Source organism: Paenibacillus yonginensis, from assembly GCF_001685395.1.
GTDB lineage: Bacteria > Bacillota > Bacilli > Paenibacillales > Paenibacillaceae > Fontibacillus > Fontibacillus yonginensis.
The window spans coordinates 1234166-1254778 of the sequence record NZ_CP014167.1 but is presented as its reverse complement, the minus strand read 5'-3'; the positions used below and the strand labels follow the sequence as shown (position 1 = coordinate 1254778).

Annotated in this window: 20 protein-coding genes; all 20 read right to left on the bottom strand. The window is 50.1% G+C overall.

Going from position 1 to position 20613, the window contains the following annotated elements:
• Positions 1-18 precede the first annotated feature (18 nt).
• Positions 19-942, bottom strand: a complete 924-nt coding sequence (locus AWM70_RS05765; protein ID WP_068694750.1) for an NAD(P)/FAD-dependent oxidoreductase — start codon at positions 940-942, stop codon at positions 19-21.
• A gap of 38 nt (positions 943-980) precedes the next feature.
• A complete protein-coding gene (locus AWM70_RS05760; RefSeq protein WP_068694749.1) occupies positions 981-2669 on the bottom strand; it encodes a glycoside hydrolase family 13 protein in 1689 nt (562 codons plus the stop codon).
• Positions 2670-2837: 168 nt separating this feature from the next.
• A complete protein-coding gene (locus AWM70_RS05755) occupies positions 2838-4529 on the bottom strand; it encodes a methyl-accepting chemotaxis protein (protein ID WP_068694748.1) in 1692 nt (563 codons plus the stop codon).
• Entirely contained in the window at positions 4526-6259 is a 1734-nt protein-coding gene (locus tag AWM70_RS05750) for a sensor histidine kinase (protein WP_068694747.1), read from the bottom strand. The genes AWM70_RS05755 and AWM70_RS05750 overlap by 4 nt, the downstream gene beginning before the upstream one ends.
• Entirely contained in the window at positions 6256-7035 is a 780-nt protein-coding gene (locus AWM70_RS05745; RefSeq protein ID WP_068694746.1) for a response regulator transcription factor, read from the bottom strand. Before AWM70_RS05745 ends, AWM70_RS05750 begins: the two co-directional genes overlap by 4 nt.
• Positions 7036-7056: 21 nt before the next feature.
• Complete coding sequence (gene msrB / locus AWM70_RS05740; protein ID WP_068694745.1) at positions 7057-8208, bottom strand: peptide-methionine (R)-S-oxide reductase MsrB; 1152 nt, start codon at positions 8206-8208, stop codon at positions 7057-7059.
• A 50-nt stretch (positions 8209-8258) separates the two neighbouring features.
• Positions 8259-8834 (bottom strand): TlpA family protein disulfide reductase, encoded by a 576-nt coding sequence (locus AWM70_RS05735; protein ID WP_083180136.1) that lies wholly within the window; start codon positions 8832-8834, stop codon positions 8259-8261.
• Positions 8835-8849: 15 nt separating this feature from the next.
• Positions 8850-9566 (bottom strand): cytochrome c biogenesis CcdA family protein, encoded by a 717-nt coding sequence (locus AWM70_RS05730; protein WP_068694744.1) that lies wholly within the window; start codon positions 9564-9566, stop codon positions 8850-8852.
• A 254-nt stretch (positions 9567-9820) separates the two neighbouring features.
• Positions 9821-11239 carry a group II intron reverse transcriptase/maturase gene (gene ltrA / locus AWM70_RS05725; protein ID WP_068693838.1) on the bottom strand — a complete coding sequence of 473 codons (1419 nt, stop codon included), beginning with the start codon at positions 11237-11239 and terminating at the stop codon, positions 9821-9823.
• Positions 11240-11704: 465 nt separating this feature from the next.
• Entirely contained in the window at positions 11705-12451 is a 747-nt protein-coding gene (locus AWM70_RS05720) for an SDR family NAD(P)-dependent oxidoreductase (RefSeq protein WP_068694743.1), read from the bottom strand.
• Between the two features lie 20 nt (positions 12452-12471).
• Positions 12472-12876, bottom strand: coding sequence for a hypothetical protein (locus AWM70_RS05715; RefSeq protein ID WP_068694742.1), 405 nt, complete (start codon positions 12874-12876; stop codon positions 12472-12474).
• Positions 12863-13450, bottom strand: coding sequence for a GNAT family N-acetyltransferase (locus AWM70_RS05710; protein ID WP_068694741.1), 588 nt, complete (start codon positions 13448-13450; stop codon positions 12863-12865). The genes AWM70_RS05715 and AWM70_RS05710 overlap by 14 nt, the downstream gene beginning before the upstream one ends.
• 337 nt (positions 13451-13787) lie before the next feature.
• Positions 13788-14630: an aldo/keto reductase gene (locus AWM70_RS05700; protein WP_068694739.1), complete on the bottom strand. Its 843-nt coding sequence runs from the start codon at positions 14628-14630 to the stop codon at positions 13788-13790.
• Positions 14631-14736: 106 nt separating this feature from the next.
• A complete protein-coding gene (locus AWM70_RS05695; protein ID WP_068694738.1) occupies positions 14737-15351 on the bottom strand; it encodes an HD-GYP domain-containing protein in 615 nt (204 codons plus the stop codon).
• 223 nt (positions 15352-15574) lie between these two features.
• Positions 15575-16228 (bottom strand): MOSC domain-containing protein, encoded by a 654-nt coding sequence (locus AWM70_RS05690; RefSeq protein ID WP_068694737.1) that lies wholly within the window; start codon positions 16226-16228, stop codon positions 15575-15577.
• A 48-nt stretch (positions 16229-16276) separates the two neighbouring features.
• Positions 16277-16792: a sigma-70 family RNA polymerase sigma factor gene (locus AWM70_RS05685; RefSeq protein ID WP_068694736.1), complete on the bottom strand. Its 516-nt coding sequence runs from the start codon at positions 16790-16792 to the stop codon at positions 16277-16279.
• A 163-nt stretch (positions 16793-16955) separates the two neighbouring features.
• Complete coding sequence (locus AWM70_RS05680; protein WP_068694735.1) at positions 16956-18071, bottom strand: sensor histidine kinase; 1116 nt, start codon at positions 18069-18071, stop codon at positions 16956-16958.
• Positions 18061-18753 (bottom strand): response regulator transcription factor, encoded by a 693-nt coding sequence (locus tag AWM70_RS05675; RefSeq protein ID WP_068694734.1) that lies wholly within the window; start codon positions 18751-18753, stop codon positions 18061-18063. The genes AWM70_RS05680 and AWM70_RS05675 overlap by 11 nt, the downstream gene beginning before the upstream one ends.
• A gap of 162 nt (positions 18754-18915) precedes the next feature.
• Entirely contained in the window at positions 18916-19680 is a 765-nt protein-coding gene (locus AWM70_RS05670) for a DODA-type extradiol aromatic ring-opening family dioxygenase (RefSeq protein WP_068694733.1), read from the bottom strand.
• A gap of 73 nt (positions 19681-19753) precedes the next feature.
• Entirely contained in the window at positions 19754-20461 is a 708-nt protein-coding gene (locus AWM70_RS05665; RefSeq protein ID WP_068700398.1) for an MgtC/SapB family protein, read from the bottom strand.
• Positions 20462-20613 lie beyond the last annotated feature (152 nt).

The window sequence follows — 20613 nt, the reverse complement described above, 5'->3', positions numbered from 1 at the left end:
TATGGGGCGTTTCTCCCTTCAGCTGCCTGTTTGTTCCTGCTTCAGCTTGCGAAGCGTTTTGTTGATCCAGACCGCCGCAATAGCCCCGTCTCCCATGGCTGCCGTAACGAGCTCGGAATGGACGCCAAGATCGCCGGCAGCCCACACGTGTTCCACATTCGTCATTTTGGAACGGGGATTCGCCTCCACGTGCCGATTGTGATGGAGTTCAACCCCAAGCTGCTCTGCCAACTCCGAATGGACATGGTTGCCGCCAAAAGCGATGAACCCCCGCTCGGCCTCCACCAAGGAGCCGTCTTCCAGCATGGCGCCCTGGATGTATCCATCATTTTCATGAATAATCTCGGTCACTTCCTGCTCCATGTAACGAATACCGGCTTGATGCATCAGACGGTGTTTCTCCTCATCCACATGGGTTTTCTCATGATTAATGTAGATCAGGCTTCTGGCCCGTTCAGCCATGAGCAGCGCCATGTCGGCGCCTGGATTGCCCGATCCGATAACCAGCGTGTCCCGATCCTGAATTTCATAGCCGTCACAATCCGGGCACACATAGACGCTGCGCCCGAAGGTTGTCTCCAGCCCAGGAATGTCCGGATAACGGTCCAACAGACCGGTGGCCAGCAGTACGGTACGGGATTCATAGCGGCGGCCTGCAGCCCCGGTGAACCGGAAGCCTTCCCCGGCCTTCTCGGCCTGCACAATCCGATCTTCCGCAAACTCAACCCCAAATGACTCGGCCTGCCGTCTGCCCCTGCTCCGCAGCTCCTCGCCGGAAATCCCGTCCGGGAAACCAAGCAGGTTGTGATACTCCCGGCACAACGTAGAGCGGCCTTTTCCCGCATCTACCACAAGAATCCGATGGACGGAATAGCGGCCTAGCTGGATGGCCGCCTGCAGCCCTGCCATACCTCCTCCTATGATCAAGCAATCATACATCATTTCTCCCTCGCTCCTGTATCCGGCATTCATTTCCATCCTCATACTTTAAACTTATAGACTCGGGCTTCATAGGGACGGAGCCTCAGCTTATCGATAGACTCTCCCGGCTGCGGCTGGTAATTGGATATCAGCAGCTCCAGCTGCTTACCCCGGATATCGCCTGGCAGTTCACACACTGGCTCTCCGTCAAAGAAGTTCAGCAGCACCAGCAGTCCATCCTCCTCCAGCGTCCGGGTATAAGCGTAAATCTCCGGATGCAGCGGCAGCAAAAGTCTGTATTCGCCATAAACGATCACTTTATGCTCCTTGCGCAAAGCAATCAGCTTGCGGTAATAATGGTAAATGGAATCCGGGTCCTTAACGGCCTTGGCTACGTTGATCTCCTTATAATTGCCGTTCACCTTGATCCAAGGTGTCCCGGTCGTGAAGCCGCCATGTTCGCTGTCATCCCACTGCATCGGCGTTCTTGCATTATCGCGGCTTTTTCGTTTGATCTTCTGCAGCAGTTCCTCTTCAGGTATGCCCTCCAGCTGCTGTTCCTGATAGAAGTTGAGGGTCTCCACATCCCTGTAATCCTCAATGGAGGTGAAATCAGCATTCGTCATGCCGATCTCTTCCCCCTGGTAAATGTAAGGCGTACCTTCAAGCGTATGGATAAACGTCGCCAGCATTTTGGCCGATTCCACCCGAAATTCCCCGTCATTGCCAAAACGGCTTACCGATCTGGGCTGATCGTGATTATTCAGATAGTTGGCATTCCAGCCCTTATTATGAAGAACCGTCTGCCAAAGACTCATGACTTTCTTCAAATCCAGCAGGTTCCAGGGTTTATAATCCCATTTCCCGCTTCCGGCCGACATGGCGTCCAGAAACATATGTTCAAACTGAAAAACCATATTGAGCTCCCGCCGTGTATCCCCCACATAATCGAGCGCCTGTTCCGGCCCAAGACCTGAAGTTTCGCCAACCGTCATAATATCGTAGAAATAGAGCACCTTATCATTCAGGTTCTGAAGCAGCGTGTGTACTTTCTCCAAATTGGAAAAAAGCTCGTACGCCCGTACGGTTTTGGTGTTATACGGATTAAAGGCGTCTGGGAAACCTTGCGCTTTGACGATATGGGCAATCGCATCAAACCGGAAGCCGTCCACCCCTTTTTTCAGCCACCAATGCACCATATTGTGCAGCTCGTCGATTACGGTCTGATTCTCCCAATTGAGATCCGGCTGGTGTTTCGAGTAGAGATGAAGGTAATATTCATCCGTCTTGTCGTCATATTCCCACACCGAGCCGCTGAAATAAGACTCCCAGTTGTTTGGCGGCCCATCATTTTTGCCTTTGCGCCAAATATAATAATCCCGTTTCGCATTATCTGTGGAGGAAGCGGATTCCAGAAACCACGGATGTTCGTCGGAGGTATGATTCAAGACCAGATCCATCATAAGTTTCATGCCGCGGGCATGAATTTCACGCAGCATCCGGTCGAAATCCTCCATAGTGCCAAACTCTTTCATAATGTCACAATAATCGCTTATATCGTAGCCATTATCATGATTGGGCGATTTATAAATCGGGCATACCCAGATCACATCGACGCCAAGGTCCTTCAAATAGTCCAATTTGGACGTGATGCCGCGCAGATCGCCAATGCCGTCGCCGTTGGTATCCCGAAAGCTGACCGGATAAATCTGATAAACTACACTTTCTTTCCACCATCGCTCCTTCATGTCTTTCGCCTCCTTCTAGCCGCGAGCTCCGGAATCTGACAACCTAAAGAGTTAAGATTCTCATCCTTCTTTATTTTTAACCAGATCTCGGAAAGCTAATAACGAAATAAAAAAAGACCTGTGGAAGTCCCCAAACGTTTCGGGATTCCGCAGGCCGCAGAAGCTGCATCAAATTTTAAATGCAGACTCTGATTCTCGCAAATTATTCATAAGCATTTTAACTTGGTCGGTTAATTTCTTGATCTCATTAATTTGGTTCAGCTGGTCCGCTACATTGTCCGAGGACACATGGGCTTTCTCGGAAGCAGCGCGGGCAATTCTGGAGGTTTCGGAGGTAGCGGCTGCCGTCTCTTCAGTTCCGGCGGAAATCTGCTGGGAAGCTGAAGAAACTTCCTGAATGTGGGCCGTGACCTCTTCAATTTTCTCTAAAATATGTTTAAAAATTACACCGGCTTCTTCCGTCAGCTTAATTCCGTCTCCTACCTCGCCGTTTACGGCTTCCATCGAATTCAGGGATGATACGGAATCGTCCCGGATCGATTGAACCAGCCCGGAGATTTCATGAGTCGAGTTCTCGGTTTGTTCAGCCAGCTTGCGAATTTCATCGGCTACCACCCCGAACCCTCTGCCCGCATCGCCTGCTCTTGCGGCTTCTATTGCCGCATTTAAGGCCAGCAGGTTGGTTTGAGCGGATATTTCATTGATTAACTGCACGATTTCTTCGATTTTCTGCGTTTTGCCAGTCAGGGAATGGAGCGCCTGGTTCAGCATTTGTACCGTTTGTCCAATCCGTTTCATCTGCTCCACATTGTGCTGCAGCGACTCGTCCCCTCTATGGGCCAGCCGGCTTGCCTCTTCGCTTGTATCGGCCACCCGCAGCGAGGAGTCGGCAATCCGCAGCACTCCGGACGCCATTTCCTCCATAGCTTCTGCATTGTCTTCCGCTAATCCCAGCTGCATATCGCTGCCGGCAGAAAGCTCCTTGACGTTAGCGGAGATTTCAAGCGCAGCTGTTTCGGTTGTCTCTGCTCTCTCAACCAGGCGATTCACCGCCAAGCTGACCTGTGAGGTTCCAAAACGAACGTTTCCGATCAAATAACGGAGACTGTCCGTCATTTTCGTAAAGGTTTGGAACAGCATGCCGATTTCGTCTTTCCTGCGGGTGTCCGGTATTTCAGCCAGCAGATTTCCTTCGGAGATCTCCTGGGCCACGACCATAACCTGGCGAATCGGATTGGATACCATCTGTTTAACCAGAAGGAACAATAAGAGGCCGAAAATAGCCAGCACTACAAGACCTGTTACGATGGTGTCCACCAACAAATCATTAGCGGATTTGAACTCTTTTTCTAAAGAAAAGAGAACTTGGATGACATATGCCGGCATACTGCCAATATGTATTGGGGCTATAAGTTCCAATTCTTTTGAATGGTAATTCTGGATTTGCTGATCTGCTGTTGCAGCATTCAGAATTTCAGGTGAAATCGGAGTGCCCAGCATGGCTTGCTCCTTAGCCGCAATCACCTTGCCGTCTTCTGCTGCTTCATAGATGGACATCGTTCGAATATCGGGCTGCATTTTAAGCTGTTCCAGAATATACGGCTGGAGCATATCAACCTGGCTGCTGTCGCTGATTAACGCGTCCAGAGTACGGATAATCGTTTCGGCACGCTCCAGGCTTTGATCCATAATAAGCGCCCGGTCCTGGCGGTGGACCACCGTGCTCAGAACAGCAACCATGACAATAAACATGGCCAACAGGATCAATAAAATCTTTCGCGGAAGACTCCAGAAAGGAAGCTTGACACGGTTCAAGGCAGAAGAGCTATCTAAAGTTGTAGAAATCGATTTCACGTTCATAATTCTAGTTCTCCTTTCTTATTTTGCGGATCTGGGATACTTATGGTAACTTCTGTCCCCTTCCCTGGAGAGGAATGCAATTCAATGCCATAATGGGGACCATAATAAAGCTTCAAGCGTTCATCCACATTTCGGATGCCAACGCCGCCCAGCCTGGAGCTTCCGGAAATCTGTCCAAGCCGGGCCGGATCGAATCCCGCTCCGTCGTCCTTGACGATGAATTCGATTCTTCCATCTTCCGTCTTCCCGCACCGGATTTCTATCTGACCAGGGCCGCTCTTTTCCCTGATCCCATGGTATAACGCATTTTCTGCCAAGGGCTGAAGAATAAGTTTAGGGATTGTGATTTCTTTCACCGAGGAGTCACTGCTGATCTCATAGGAAAGCTTGTCTCCGTATCGTTCCTTCTGAATGAACAGATACTGCGAGACATGGGCCAGCTCTTTCTCGATGGTGGTAAATTCACTGCCCCCGCTCAAGGACAATTGAAAAAATTCCGCCAAGGCTTTAGTTGTAGCAATGACTCTGTCCATGTCCTGAAATTCAGCCATCCAGACGATTGTGTCCAGCGTATTATAAAGAAAATGCGGATTGATTTGACTGTGCAGGACGCTCAGTTCATGAAGCCGCAATGCCTGCTCTTTAGCTTCCTTATCCTTCAGCAGCTGCCTGATTTCCTGGACCATCACGTTGAAATGGCGGGCCAGCCCCTGTACTTCCGTGACTCCCGTTTCGGGAACACGGATCGCCAGAAGCCCTCCCTGCACCTGCTGCATGGCGGACTCCAGTCTCCGGACAGGACGAGTAATTCCCTTGGCAATCCAAGGGGATGTAAGGAGAATCAATACCAGCAGAGCAGCAGCTATCATCAGAAAAGTCCGCTGCAGCTGAACTCGGACCTGCCGAAGTCCGTCCAAGGAGCTCACGCCTACCAGAGTCCAGTCCGTCCCTTCCAGCCTGGTTTGATAAACAAGCCTGTTTTGTTCTTTATCGTAACCCTGGGGACCCTCTTTCAAAGCAATTAACCGCTGACGTTTGGCAGGATCGGTATAATAGGAGACATCCTTGTTATAGACCACTTCATTCTGATCGTTCAGAATATAGACATAACCTTCGTTTCCCAGATTCAGCTTGTTCAGATAATCTTCAAACCCTTTGTATTCCACGTCCAGCAGAACAACGCCCAGATTTCGACCTGAGTCATCACGGATTTCCTGGCTCATCGAGATTACCCAATCCGTTTTGTTCATCGAAAAATTCTGCATCCGTGCGGAAGTCAAAGCAGGAACCCTGCTGTGAACGGCTGCTGCATACCATGGCTCTTTCATCATATTGGATGAACGTGTCATATTCAAACTTTTTTCGTTGGACAGCACATAGCCGTCTTTGCCAATGACAATAATCGATTTGATAAAAGGGTCCGTCTTCCTAACATTGTCGATGGAAATGAGCACATCCTGCTCACCGGTTTTGTCCTTGGAAGCCAAGGTACGCTTGGTTTGCGGGTTATCAGCCAGCGTCTTGGCAAGCACCTCCAAACGGTCGAGATACATGACGATATAGGTCCCGCCCTTGGAAATAGCCATTTGGCTGGAGTCTACCGATTCCTGCAGTACAACGCGAGAAATACCTGCATACAGCACGGAACCGGTAACTCCTATGCCAAGAATGCTGATCAGGATATAAATCCAGGAGATACGAAATTGAAGCGAGCGAACGAACAGCCTCATCCTTCTTTAATCCTTTCGCGATATTGAAGCGGCGACATGCCGAATTTCTTCTTGAACGAGGAGCTGAAATAGTTGGGATTGTCAAAGCCAACCTCCTCGGAGATTTCGTAAATTTTTTTGTTTGAAGTCAAAAGCTGGAGCTTGGCGCGCTCCAGCCTCTCATGGGCCATATAATCCTGAAAAGATACATTATAAAGTCTTTTAAACAGCGTACTCATATACCCCGGGCTGTACCCGATCTGTTCAGCCAGCATCGTTAATGAAAACTCCGGGTTAGCCAAATGCTCTCCTATCACTTGCGCGATCAGCTTCTTCTCGCCGCCCGTTTCTGCTTCCTCCTGCTGGCTGCCGTTTGATTGGAGTTCCTTCAGCAGGGCCAGAACTTCCGCCTGCTGTACTTCATCTTTGAATTTCTGCACCAATTTGCCTAACACTTCAAAAACATCGCCACGCGATACCGGCTTAAGCACATAGTCATCAACGCCCAATTTCAGCGCGGCTACCGCATAATCATAATAATCGTACCCGGTAATGATCGCGATCTTGACCCCGGGTTTCCATTCTTTGATTTTTGCGGCAAAATCCAATCCGTTCATCCGGGGCATATTAATGTCAAGGAGCACAAGATCGGGCTTGCGCTCCTGAAAAATAACCAGCCCCTCCTCCCCGTTCTCCGCCTCATAAATCTCGGCAATGTTTAATTCCTCGAACGGGACAAAACGTTTAATTCCGCTCCGGATGAGTTCTTCATCCTCCACGATCAGCAGTTTGTACATGCCCCAGCAGACTCCTTAACTTCATTTTACAAGGCTAATCAAATCGCCGTATCCCTCTTTATCCATATCAGCTTCAGGCACGAAACGGATCGACGCGCTGTCGATGCAGTATCTCTTGCCGCCTTTATCCGCAGGTCCGTCGTCAAAGACGTGACCCAGATGGGTATTTCCCGCGCGGCTTCTTACTTCTGTGCGGACCAGACCAAAGCTGGTATCTTCCTTATAATTCACAACCTCCGGAATGATCGGTTTCGTGAAGCTCGGCCAGCCGCAGCCCGAATCGTATTTGTCGGCACTGGAGAACAGCGGCTCCCCGGTCACAACATCCACGTAAATACCGGGATCGTAGTTATCCCAATAAGCATTGGAGAAAGCGTGTTCCGTATCTCCCAGCACCGCTACCTGATATTGCTCCTTCGTCAGCTTTTGCTTCAATTCCTCGTTGCTTGGTCTTGGATACTTGGCGGGATCGATCTCTACCTTTTGATCTTTCAGGATTCCGAGGTCGATATGACAGTAGCCGTCAGGATGTTTCTCCAAATAGTCCTGATGGTATTCCTCCGCCATATAGAAATTGCTCAGCGGCAGAACCTCTGTCACAATCTTCTTGTCGTATTTGGCTTGCTCAGCAGCAACAACCTCTTGAATAACCGGCAGATCCTGTTGATCTTCATAATAAACACCCGTGCGGTAATTGACGCCGCGGTCGTTGCCCTGTTTATTCACGCTGGTAGGGTCAATAACTTTAAAGTAATCCTCCAGCAGCATTTTTAGCGATACACGGGACGGGTCATACGTGACTTTGACAGTTTCCGCAAATCCGCGGTCCCCTCTCACCACATCCTCATAGGTCGGATTCTCCCCCGTACCGTTGGCATAACCATTGACAGCATCGCTTACGCCGTAAATCCGAGAAATATAAGCCTCCACTCCCCAGAAGCAGCCGCCGGCCAAATAGATTTGACGCAGCTCGCTGTGGGAATAGTCCACATCCTTGTTCGGGTTAGGCAGCGAAACCGTCGTCACCCGGGGACTGCTTTCAAAAGCGCTTCCGGCCGCAGCCGCAACGCTTTCAGCAGCCCCGTTAATTTGATTATAAGGGGAACAAGCCGTAATCGCCATGATCAGAAACAAAGCACTTGCCAAACCAAAACCCAGCCTCATTCGTTTCATCGTAATCCTCCTTCAACATTTATAGTTCATCTCGACCCATTAACAGTCCATTAGTGAATGGAATCAATCGTTTGGGCAATCAGGTCGTTCGGGTTATGTCCCGGAACACTTTTAGCAAGCACGCCGTCTGAACCGATGTAAAAGGAAGTTGGATAACCGCGGACGCCAAATTGTTTGGCTAAAGAGCCGCCTTCGTCCAGCAGCACCTCCATGTTGTCGTATCCCCGTTTGGAGAACCAGCTGACAAAATCGGCTTCAGACTGCTCCCCGTTATAGCCGGGACTGACGATGGTCAGCACTTTGTAATCATGCTGCTGGCCCGACAGCTGGTTGATTTCATCCAAACCGGCCAGGCAGATCGGACACCAGGAGGCCCAGAATTTCACATAAACCTTCTCGCCCTTAAAATCGGCCAGAGACACGGCGTTGCCTTTTGTATCCTTTAGATTAAAATTGGGGGCGGGCCGTCCTTGATTCACCGTTTGGCCGCTCGTCTCCGCAGCGCTCACCGACCGGTTCAGGGAGATTCCTCCCGGCTTACCCAAGCTCTGGCTGCCCAGGGCCACAAGGATTAATGCCGCCGCTGCCGCCGCTCCCCATATCCATCTCTTCCGTTTGCCGTTCATCTGTCTTCACTCCTTCTAAAATTGAAAATAAGCGGTAATCGCATTCAGCTTGTTCGTTACCAGCAGCAGTCCCATAATCATCAAAACAACCCCGGACAGGATCTTCAGTTTGTTCATATGCTTATAAACCGCGCGTATCCGGGTCAGCAGCAGACTGGAGAACAACGACAGGATCAGGAAAGGAACGGCCAGACCCAAGGCATAAATCCCCATATAGGTTACTCCGGGCAGCCAGGACCCTCCGCTGGCGGACAAGCTGATCACCGCAGCCAGTACCGGCCCGATGCAAGGCGTCCAGCCAAAGCTGAACGTAAAGCCTAGCATGTAGGCTCCCGCCCATCCGCGCGTCTTTTGCAAATCGGCCTGGATTTTTTTCTCCCGCTCCAGAAAAGGAAGTTGGACCACACCGGTTTGATAAAAACCAAAGAGAATGACTACGATGCCGCAGACCGTAATGAAAACGGAGCTGTTCAGTACGCTGCCAAGCGCCCCGGCTCCAAACCCGAGCAGCACAAAAACGGTGGACAACCCGAGAATAAACACCAAGGTTCTAAGGGCCAGCAAAGGAGAAAAGCTGGAAGCTCCTGGCTTTGCACCGTTATGGCTGGCGCCTTCCGTCCCCGAGCTGCCCAGGTAAGCCAGATAGACCGGAAGCAGAGGCAATATGCAGGGCGAGAAAAAAGATAACAAACCTGCAGCGAATACACTGCCAACGTATAGCTGCTCTGTCATAGGAACCACCTCCCTCTCGTTAATAACGGCCTTAAGCCAAGTCTAGACCTTTTCTGCAAGGGTTAACATTCAAGCTGATCATCTTCTTCTCTAATTTCATCAGGTCTTTGGGCGCAAGGCCAAATGGAAGCCGCATCCGGGCAGTCCAAATGCCTTTATCCTGATTCGTTTCAAATCGGGTAGGAGGCTACCCATTAATTGGGCAGCCGACCTCCCACACCACCGTACGTACCGTTCGGTATACGGCGGTTCCATTAGGAATGCGCAGTAACTTGTCGATAATAATCAGAAAAGAAAAGGAATCCGAGGTTCTTCAGCCTATTGTTACCGAGGGACTTCGAGAGGATTGGGCTATTGGAGATTCTCCAATAGCCCTTTCTTGTGTTTGCGTATTCCCACGCCTTCTGTTCATGAATTCCGAGCGATATAAGCCTTTCGAGTTTCGTCCTCACTCGTTTCCATTGCTTCCAGAAGACCATTCGGATACGCCTTCTCATCCATTTATCAGTGGTTTGGAGTAGTTGTTTCATGTCAGCAAGCTTGAAATAATTTACCCATCCCATGATGTAACGCCTAAGCTTCAGCGCCCGGTCGGTGTTGCCCATTCCGTTGCTTCTCGACGTTAGCTCTTTCACTTTAGCTTTCATCTTGGATACGGATTTGGGATGGATTCTGACCCGCGTTTCCCCTTTGCTCTGGTAGAATGAGAAGCCAAGAAATTTAACTTTTGTCGCATCGTCCACAATCGTTTTCTCCCGGTTTACCTTGAGAAACAACTTCTTCTCGATGTAAGGGAGAATTTTCGTCAGGGTACGCTCCGCACTCCTCCTGCTCCGGCAGAATATGAGCATATCGTCTGCGTATCGCACGAATCGATGTCCTCTTGCTTCCAGTTCCTTGTCCAATTCATTCAGCATGATATTGCTGAGAATCGGACTTAGGTTCCCTCCCTGCGGTACGCCGATTTCCGTGTCCTCAAACTTATGCTTCACGACGACTCCCGCCCGGAGATACTTATGGATGAGCGAGATCACTCGTCCGTCTTTGATCGTTCTTGAAAGCACCTCGATAAGCTTGCTTTGGTTGACGGTGTCAAAGTATTTCTCCAAGTCCATATCCACCACGTAACGATATCCCTCTTGCACGTATTGTTGGCTTCGTTTCATCGCGTGGTGTGCGCTCCGTTTGGGTCGGAATCCGTAGCTGTTGTCTGAAAACTGCCTCTCATAAATTGGCGTAAGCACTTGGGCGATTGCCTGCTGGATGACTCGGTCAACCACTGTTGGGATGCCAAGGTTTCTCTTCTTTCCGTTCTCTTTGGGAATCTCTACCCTTCGAACGGGATTCGGGCGGTACTTGCCGCCCAAGATCAGTTGCTTGATGGTCTCGCCGTTGTCTCTGAGATATTGTAGAAGTTCATCTACTCCCATCCCGTCGATTCCGTGCGATCCCTTGTTCGCTTTGACTCTCTTGAATGCTTCGTTCAAGTTGTCCCTGCTAACGATTTTCTCAAGCAACCGGTCCTTCGACTCGGTTGCGTTGGTGTCGTCGGTTTCGGTTATCCTCGCAGGACTGTGCACTCCCGCATATCCTTCGTGTTCCGCACTATTCTTTTGCAAAGAGTCTTCCGTTAGAAGTTGGCTGCCCTTGGCTCCTGTTTCGGTAACTTTCATTGACTTCACCTCCTAAGGTTCAGCCCTTCCCTCGAACCGTCGACTGTTCGCGGTACTATGGCGTCTGCTGACTTCTCATGATAAATCTTGTTTCAACCGTGATTCGAAGTGCATCTCCTCACGTCCATGAGACCTCCCACGGTAAGACGATTCACTTTCCTTCCATATACCCACATCATTTACATTGGTACGTCCGTGTAGTTAATTGGACTTCGTCTTGTTTAGCAGACTCATCCCGTATCCTATGCCTGATGATGTTCGTGTTCCTTGGGCCGGAAGTTTGCCTCCAGCTTCCTTTGGATTCCACCTCGCGGTGGACACCCTTGCTCTTGGCTAGTGGTTGGTAACTACAAACCCCCACAGTGGACTTTCACCACCTAGTTAATCGCCATGCGTGGCACACTAAAAAAAGCTGGCCCGGTCATCCCGGTGCCAGCTTGTTGCTTTTGAGCCGCTCAGTGTTTGCTACTCCTCATAAATCATTTTACGTGTCATGCCGCCGTCAACAACGAGATTTACGCCGGTGACAAAGTCGTTATCCGGGGAAGTCAAATAGAGGCAGGCGCGGGCAATATCGTCCGCTTTGCCGACCCGTCCGGCCGGATGCTGCTGATGGTCCTCCGGACGCAGGGCTTCATAATCCCCGTTCTCAATCCACCCCGGACTGATGCAGTTGACCGTAATGCCGTCCGGACCCAGCGAAACCGCAAGCGCATGACTCAATGCGACGATAGCGCCTTTGGAAGCCGCATAAGCTTCGCTGTTCGGTTCCGACATAAGCGCCCGGGTCGAAGCGAGATTCACAATCGAACCTCCCCCGGATTTCCTCATATATTTGGCCGCTTCACGGGCACAAAGGAAGCAGCCCCGGGCATTGGTGTTCAAGACATGATCCCATTCGTCTAGTTCCAGCTCCAGCGGCGATTTCCAAATGCCCAACCCGGCGTTATTGATCAGAATGTCCAAAGCCTCGTCTTCACCGGCCGCCTGTTCCATCAGCGCTTGGACCGAAACCTCGGATTTAACGTCACATACAACAAACTCGGCTTGGCCGCCCTCCTGCCGGATGGCCGCCGCAGCAGCTGCCCCAAGCTCTGCATCGATGTCAGCCAGTATGACATAAGCTCCCGCTTTGGCATAAGCCTCGGCAACTCCTTTGCCGATCCCTTGCCCTGCTCCTGTCACCACTACCTTCTTGTTCGCAAATGACATGTTCATCGCCTCCTGTCTGTTTATCTTCTCCTGCTTTCAAATAAACCATGAATCAGCGAGAACCCGCTTACGACGCCGAACAAGAATCGTCCCTCGTACCGGGTGACCTCCTCATACCAGGGAATTTCCGGCAATTTGATGTATTGTCCCGCTACAGCATAAATAAACAGAACAAAGCATGGCGCAAACAAAGCCAGCAGCAGCGGCTTGTGCGGCTTGAAGCGGCCGGGCAGCCCTACGAGCAGGCTCAGGCACGCGCCGAGCACCAAAGCATAAGCCGTTTCACCGATAACGGCGAAATTGCTGTCGCCGGTAACATTCGTCCGGTGCTTCATTTGCGTCAGCCAGGAATTCCCATAATAAAGCAGCAGAACTGCAACCACAATCCAAACCAAGAAATAAAAATACCCTTTATTGCTTCTCAATATCGTCTCCTCCAAATCCGGCACCGGGCAGCTTTGTTTCGTTTTTGTCCAATTCGATGATCATATGGATGTCCTCCGGCTCCAACGCAAACAATTCTTTATCGACTGACTCCACGGGTTCACTGCCCGAACTCCGGTAGAAGTTCACGGCCGAATCAGTTTCCGTAGACGATATATACAGATAACGGGCTCCACGCCGGACTGCTTCCTTCTTCACTTCGTCCATTAACCTGCGGCCAAGCCCCTGTCTGCGGTGGGAACGGGTCACATACATCAGATCCAGCTGCAGCCTGTCCCTGTTGGGGCCGCGGAATTGATGCGCAAGCACAGCAAAGCCGACCAAGCGCTCGCCTTCAAAAGCTCCAAACCCCGCTCCTCCGGACCGCAATTCCTCTTGAAAACGCTGCTCCAGCTTTCTCAAAGAGGATTCATCCCAGCTTGCGCAATCATGGCCCGCATTCTCTTCTTCAAGCCCATTCGCTGTTTGTCTGTAGATCTTGCGAATATATTCGGAGCGGTCAATTTGCGCCAGCATACCGGATTGTTCCAAATTCATTTTTCTGATGTTAATCATGTAATTATTCCTCCATTTGGTTTGATAGATCCATACAGATCAAGCCTCTCGGCTTGGCTTCATTCAAACCAAATTCGGAAATGCTTTTAACCGCTGTTCTAAATATAAATGATAACTTATGCCCTTTGCCTCCCCATATGTCGTTTGCCTGCTGGTTACAGGATATGCAGCCGTCCGGCAGCGGATCTTTTAAACCTTCGGCTTATTTTCTTTCTTAAATATACCATTTTGTTTGGAATTCAGCAGTATAAAACAACAACGAACCGGGCGGAAGACATTCTCCGCACCGGTTCGCTGTACAGCTTGAAGCCGCTGTTATTCCATTTGTTCTGAGAGCTTAAAAATTAAAGTTATCCGGGTCTGAACCTACCCGTTCATTTTTGTTCAGAGCATCAATCGCTTCCATCTCGCTGTCGCTCAGCGCGAAATCAAAAATATTCGCATTTTCGATGATCCGCTCTTCGTGTACCGATTTAGGAATCGTAACCACCTCATGATGCAGATCCCAGCGAAGCACCACTTGTGCCGGCGTTTTCCCGTGATTTGCAGCGATTTTGCCAATGACCTCGTCTTTCAGAATATGCCCTTGGGCGAGCGGCGACCAAGCTTCCAGGCGGATGCCTTTCTTTGGCGCATATTCGCGCAGCTCCGGCTGGGACAAATACGGATGGAATTCAATTTGGTCTACGGCCGGCACGATAGACGCTTCGCTCAGCAGGTCCTCCAGATGATGAACATGGAAATTACTTACGCCGATAGCCCGCACTTTCCCGTCTTTATAAATTTTCTCGAGTGCTTTCCAGGTCTCTTTGTATTTGTCTTTCACCGGCCAATGGATCAAATAAAGATCCAGATAATCCAGCCCTAATTTCTTCAAAGAAAGCTCAAAAGCATCGAGTGTGCTTTGGTACCCCTGATCCGAGTTCCATACCTTTGAAGTGATGAACAGCTCTTCCCGCGAAACGCCGTATTCTTTCATCGCTTCAGCAACACCTTGTCCAACGCCTTCTTCATTTTTGTAAACGGCCGCTGTATCGATGCTGCGGTAACCATTTTTAATCGCCGCTTTCACCGATTCCACCACTTCGCTGCCTTCCTTCACCTTAAAGACGCCAAGACCAAACCAAGGCATTTGTACGCCGTTATTTAGTGCAACTCTGTCCTGAAGTGAATTAGCCATTTAACAAATCCTCCTTGTTGATATGGTTTACTTTACCTATTATGAACCTTTTTGGTGCTAAAGTGAAGCAGGGGTCTTATAGACGCAGCTGATGTTTGTCTTACCGTCATAAAGAATAAATGCTAAGCATCTCGTTCGGTAGGTTTACAAAGATCGAAATTAACGCTGCGTCAAATTCCTGATTGCGTCCTTGCTCCAATCTGCTTTTTGCTTCCTCTAACGCTTTCCTCTTATGTACGGTACGTTCTTGAAGTAAATGGTCAAACGCATCGGCAATACTGCAAATACGCGCATAAAGCGGGATATGATCTCCCTTCAATTGATTCGGATACCCCTCCCCGTCCCATCTTTCGTGGTGGGAAGCTACCGTCGCTGCAACAGCTGGACCCAGTCCCTGAATCGTCGAGACAATCAGCTCTCCAAGCACAGGATGAAGATTCAGCATCTTGCGCTCCATTTCGCTTAGCGGTCCGGCTTTGTAAAGCACGTCCCCAGGGATCATCACCTTTCCAATATCATGCAGAAAACATCCTCTGCGAAGATCCCCCAGCTCGGCATCCGACAGCCCCAGCTTTTCTCCAATCAGCTCCGCGACCGTTGCCACCCTGTAGCTGTGCAGAAAAATCTCCTCGCTTGTTTGTCTCAGCCTCTTGATCCAATACAGGGAATCCGTTTCTTCTATCGCTGACTCCCCGCCTATTTGGCCATCTGTTTGCTCCACCTTTTCATTTCCTCCTTTTATTCATTTTGCCCCTTTTTTCAAAGGGGATTCCAAAATCATCCATCATTATAGGCTAACGTCCAACCTTGTTCAAACCTCGTTTATCATGGCTTTTTTATAAAAAAGAAAGGGCGCCCTTACCAGATTGGTAAAGGCACCCTCTTCTATTTACGTTGCTTTCAAGTGTAAAAAATAAGATTAAAAAATAAATCGGGGCGGCCGATTATCCAAGCTTCTCCAGCCGCTTCGCCAGCGAGCTTCGCCAGCTGTCCGACAAAGCCTGGACGGCCAGAATCCGTTCAATTCCTTCCTTGTCCGTCTTGCTGCGGTATTTAATATGATTAGCATAGGCCACCGTTATTTCCTGCGGGGCCTTGTCCAATAAAAGCAAGCCGTCTTTTCGGCTCACTGTGCCCGGCTCCAGAACCCGCAGATAAAATCCGGTATAGCCGGTTTGTTCCACATAAACGGTCAATTCCGGAATGCCGTGGAAAGCGGCAATTTTATAACAGGGTTGTCTGGGCTGACTGACCTGGACGACCGCTTCTCCCCATTTGAAAATATCGCCGATATGGATCTCTTCTTCGGTCAAATCATGAAGCGTGACGTTCTCGCCGAACGCCCCAGGCTGCAAAGTCAGGCCAAGCCGTTCTTCCCAATACGGGTAATGCTTGAAGCAGTATACGCACACCGCTTTATCGGCCCCGCCATGGTGTACCGTGTCGCCTTGCCCGTCCCCTTCCAGCTGGGTCGCTGACAAATACAGCGGTTCCTCGGTGGCCTGTTTGTTAAACCCGGACATAACTTCCTTTGCGTTTGCTTTCAGCAGCCGGGGTTTGCCTACATTCAGCGACTCCACGGCATAATGCCTGCTCACAGCTGTTCGCCCCTTTCTCTGCCAGAATCCGTACCCCTATATTAAAAACTATATAACCTCCAGAAAAGACTGTCCACCGTTCATGCAGTCCTGCTTAAGCCGCTGCCGGGCCCTGTACAAAACAATTTTGTAACGCGATAGCTTCATGCCCATCATCTCCGAGGCCTCACGGTAGGAATAACCCTGAATATCGTAGAGATGAATGGCCTCCTGCTGCTGCTCGGAAAGGCGTCCAAGCCGTGCATACAGCTGCTCTTTATTCTCCGACTGCATAAGCTGCGCTTCCGGCGTGTCCAAATCCGGCAGCGAGCGGAAATAGTCGGAGTCATAGGTTTTCATACGGCTGTCTTTGCGCGTTTTATCTATAAAAGCATGGTAAGCCACGCGGATCAGCCAAGGTTTTACCTTCTCGTTCTGTGTTTGGTCCAAATGTATAAAAGCACGGCAAAATGTCTCCTGCATCAAATCTTCGGCTGTAAAATGATCTTTGCATAATCCTAATAAATAACGGTATACGTCCATCTGATATTCCCTGTAGATTTTATCCAGACTGTCAGATTTCATACGATTTCCTCCTCTGATCCAATCCAGGCGCCGCACTGGCGCCGCTTGCCCCAGGTTGCCCCAGGCTCAGCTTCTATTATGAGGATCAGAGCTTACTGTACCGCTAAGAAATTATAAAGAATTTATTAAGATTTGCTCAAATCCGTAACATTCCGCCCCACTTCTACGTGTTCTCGGGCTCCGGGCGGTTAAACTTCTGAGGCAGACGGACCGTAAAGATCGTCCGCTCCTCGTCGCTGTCAGCCGAAATGCTGCCGTGATGAAGCTCGACGATATTTTTGGCAATGGCCAGTCCAATGCCCGATCCGCCCGTATGCTGGGCCCTGGATTTCTCGACCCGGTAGAAACGCTCGAACAAATACGGCAAATCCCGCTGCGGAATCGGCTCTCCATAGTTGACCACCTCGGTGACGATTTCATCGCCCTGCACGCGGCCGCGGATATCCAGGTAATATCCGTCCTGTCCATAACGAATCGCATTGGTAATCAAATTCTCGTAAACCCTTCTCAGCTTGTCGCCGTCCGCCCAGATAACCAATTGGCCTTCAATGGCCAGTCTAGCTTCCATGCCGTGCTCATGAAGCTGCCAGCCGAATTGTGCAACCAGCTGGTTCAGCATTTCCGCAACGTTAATGCGGGTCCACTGCATGTTGTTGCCTTTGTTGCTGAGGCGGGTATATTCGAACAGGTCCTCCATCAGCTTTTTCAAACGGATCGATTCTTCGTAAGCCATATTCATGTAATAACGCAGTTCAACTTCATCTCTGTATTTATCCTGATCGACCAGTCCCAGATAACCGGTAATTGTCGTGAGCGGAGTCCGCAAATCATGCGAAATATTCGTGATCAGCTCGTTTTTGGTTTGTTCGGCGCGCCGCTCTTCTTCCACAGACAGCTTCAGACGCTCCAGCATGCTGTTGATGTCCGCTGCCAGCTGCCCGAGCTGGCCGATCGATCGAACCGTAATTTTATGATCCGGGCCCACATGGCCGATCAAATGCACTTCTTCAATCAGCTGATCCAGATAACTCCGCTCCCTGCGCCGCATTTCACGCCGGAAGAAATAAATCGAGAACAGAAGTACGATCGGAACAGCGGCGTAATAATAAGCCTCCGGATAACCGATGTAACGGTTGACCCAAACCAGGATCGACTGAACGTTGATCGAAGGATAGAACATAAAAACCGATTTCGCCAGCAGGATGAATAGCAGAAAGGCGATTACGGACGTAATAGCAGTCCAGAACAGCCATGCAAGCACACGTAAGCTAGCCTTCAAGTTTATAACCTACCCCCCATACCGTATGAATCAGCTTCTCGCCTTCCATCTCTTTCTCGAGCTTGTCCCGAAGACGGCTGATATGCACGGTAACCGAGTTGTTGGAATCAAAATATTTATCCTTCCAGATCAGCTCAAAAATTTCTTCAGAACTGAACACCCTCCCCGGATGGCTGGCCAGCAAATACAGGATCCCGAACTCTATAGGCGTCAGCTTGACCGGAGAACCGTACACCGTTGCCGTATGGGTCTCCTTGTCGCAATGCAAAGGTCCGATTTTAATAATATGCTCTGAAGCCGGTGCCGCCGCGCTTTGATAGGAGGAACGGCGCAGCAGCGACTTCACCCGGGCTACCAGCTCGAGCGGATTAAACGGCTTGACCATATAGTCGTCTGCCCCCGTCATCAGCCCGTTGATTTTATCCATGTCGCTGTCTTTGGCGCTCAGCATCAGAATTGGCGTTGTATGATTCTCGCGGATCCGGATACATACGTCGATTCCGTCCAGGCCGGGCATCATCACGTCGAGAATGATCAGCTGGACCTCTTCCTTCTCCATAATCTCAAGCGCACGGTAGCCGTCGGCAGCTTTAGCAACCGTGAACCCTTCATTGACCAGATAAATTTCAATCAATCTCGCAATTTTATCGTCATCATCCACAATCAGAATTTGTTTATCCAACGGAAACAACCATCCTTTAGTTCTTTGATAGCTTCTATTCTAACACGTTCCCGCTGGCCAGGAAATTCGGCTTCTATTCCCAGCCTGGTCTGTTCCTCCCTCCCCCAAAAAAAGAACACGGCAGCCAATGGATCGGCTGCCGTGCAGATTTCTTATATGCGTTTAGAACTTCAAGCACATATAGCTCAAATTGCCAAATTCGTAGTCGCGGTAAATGACTTCCGTCCGGGACAAATCCCCTGCCCCCATGGCAATGTACAGGGGCACAAAATGCTCGGCCCGGGGAACTGCCAGCTCGGCATGAGGAGCTTCAGAGCGGTAACGGAATAATTGCTGGAGGTCTCCGGCCTTTATTTGCTGGATCAGCCAGTCGTCGAATTCCACAGCCCAAGGGTCCGGCTTGGACGCTCCCCAGTTGACGGCTCTCAAATTGTGCACCGTCACGCCGCTGCCGATGATCAGAACGTTCTGCTGCGCCAGCTCGCGAAGCGCCGCCCCGATCTGATGCTGCGCGGCAGGAGGCAGATACGGGTTGACTGAAACCTGGACGACAGGCACATCTGCCGCCGGGAACATATGATGGAGCATGGTCCAGGAGCCATGATCGAGTCCCCGCTGTTCGTCCGTTGTCCAGGCAATTCCCTGCTGGGTCAGCTTGTCAGTCACCTGGGAAGCCGCTTCGACGCTTCCTTTAGCCGGATATTGGACCTTGTACAATTCATCCGGGAAACCATAGAAATCATAAATCGTATCATAGACGCCGTTGTGAGAAGAAACCGTAACCTTGTCCTCTTCCCAATGAGCGGTAAAGATCACCACAAAATCAGGTTTTATTCCGCTGCCCAGCTGCTTCAGGAAACGGGTATAAGGCTTATCTTCAATCGCCAGCATCGGTGACCCGTGGGCCAGGAATAAAGGGGAAAGCATAGTAACCGCACACCTCCATATAGTTTGTTACCTTTTGTAAGTAAGTATAATTTCGGAGGGGCCGGTTGTCAATCTATAATTGTTCCACTTCTACACTAATTACATAATCGAGATGACGGATAAAATAATAAATCTCCGTAGCAAATTCCTTGCGCTGTGCCGATAAAACCATACTTACCTGTTGGCGCTCGCCGTCCAGGTCCTTGATCTTCAAATGACGAATCCGGTGCTCCGTCGTTTTGTCCTCCAGCTTGACGAAATGAGTATTTTCGATTCTCCGGATCATATCGCTCAAAGCCTCGTTGGTTTTAAGCACGATTTTAATATTGACGTCCCGCTTGTTCAGCTTGTTTGGGCCTACCATTTTGATCATATAAGGGACAAAGTTGACCGAAATGATCAGCAGCACCACCGCAACGGCCGCTTCCTCATAGAAGCCGGCGCCGACGGCTATGCCCAGTCCCGAGGCGGCCCAGATCAATGCAGCAGAAGTTAAGCCGGATATGGCATCGTTGTTTCTGCGCAGAATGACGCCCGCACCCAGAAAGCCGATTCCGCTGACAATCTGGGCCGCCAGGCGCATCGGATCCATATTCGGATGCTCCGGTCCGGCAAATTTATGAAAGGATTCGATCGACACGATCGTAATCAAGCAGCTGGCAATCGAAATCACCATACTTGTTTTGATGCCAAGCGGCTTCTGTTTGAGCTGCCGGTCTATTCCGATCAATAAGCCGAACAGAAGCGCAATCCCCATTTTCAAGACGATTTCCCAGTTCATGTCCATGATGTCTGCAGCTCCTTCTAAAATATAACTGAGTATAATTGTATTCACCATGTATTGACAAGTTGATTCTTTTTCAGGAAGTCCACAAAGCGCCGTAAGCCGTCCGGAAAAACAAAAAAAGAGAGCCGTCCGAAGACAACTCTCTC

Coding starts and splice junctions, on each gene's coding strand:
- AWM70_RS05735 (WP_083180136.1), bottom strand. CDS start 8,834: ATGAACGGCAAACGGAAGAGATGGATATGGGGAGCGGCGGCAGCGGCG.
- msrB (WP_068694745.1), bottom strand. CDS start 8,208: ATGAAACGAATGAGGCTGGGTTTTGGTTTGGCAAGTGCTTTGTTTCTG.
- AWM70_RS05670 (WP_068694733.1), bottom strand. CDS start 19,680: ATGCTTTCCCCTTTATTCCTGGCCCACGGGTCACCGATGCTGGCGATT.
- AWM70_RS05755 (WP_068694748.1), bottom strand. CDS start 4,529: ATGAACGTGAAATCGATTTCTACAACTTTAGATAGCTCTTCTGCCTTG.
- AWM70_RS05730 (WP_068694744.1), bottom strand. CDS start 9,566: ATGACAGAGCAGCTATACGTTGGCAGTGTATTCGCTGCAGGTTTGTTA.
- AWM70_RS05710 (WP_068694741.1), bottom strand. CDS start 13,450: ATGATTAACATCAGAAAAATGAATTTGGAACAATCCGGTATGCTGGCG.
- ltrA (WP_068693838.1), bottom strand. CDS start 11,239: ATGAAAGTTACCGAAACAGGAGCCAAGGGCAGCCAACTTCTAACGGAA.
- AWM70_RS05685 (WP_068694736.1), bottom strand. CDS start 16,792: ATGAAATCTGACAGTCTGGATAAAATCTACAGGGAATATCAGATGGAC.
- AWM70_RS05760 (WP_068694749.1), bottom strand. CDS start 2,669: ATGAAGGAGCGATGGTGGAAAGAAAGTGTAGTTTATCAGATTTATCCG.
- AWM70_RS05720 (WP_068694743.1), bottom strand. CDS start 12,451: ATGTCATTTGCGAACAAGAAGGTAGTGGTGACAGGAGCAGGGCAAGGG.
- AWM70_RS05700 (WP_068694739.1), bottom strand. CDS start 14,630: ATGGCTAATTCACTTCAGGACAGAGTTGCACTAAATAACGGCGTACAA.
- AWM70_RS05750 (WP_068694747.1), bottom strand. CDS start 6,259: ATGAGGCTGTTCGTTCGCTCGCTTCAATTTCGTATCTCCTGGATTTAT.
- AWM70_RS05745 (WP_068694746.1), bottom strand. CDS start 7,035: ATGTACAAACTGCTGATCGTGGAGGATGAAGAACTCATCCGGAGCGGA.
- AWM70_RS05665 (WP_068700398.1), bottom strand. CDS start 20,461: ATGAACTGGGAAATCGTCTTGAAAATGGGGATTGCGCTTCTGTTCGGC.
- AWM70_RS05765 (WP_068694750.1), bottom strand. CDS start 942: ATGATGTATGATTGCTTGATCATAGGAGGAGGTATGGCAGGGCTGCAG.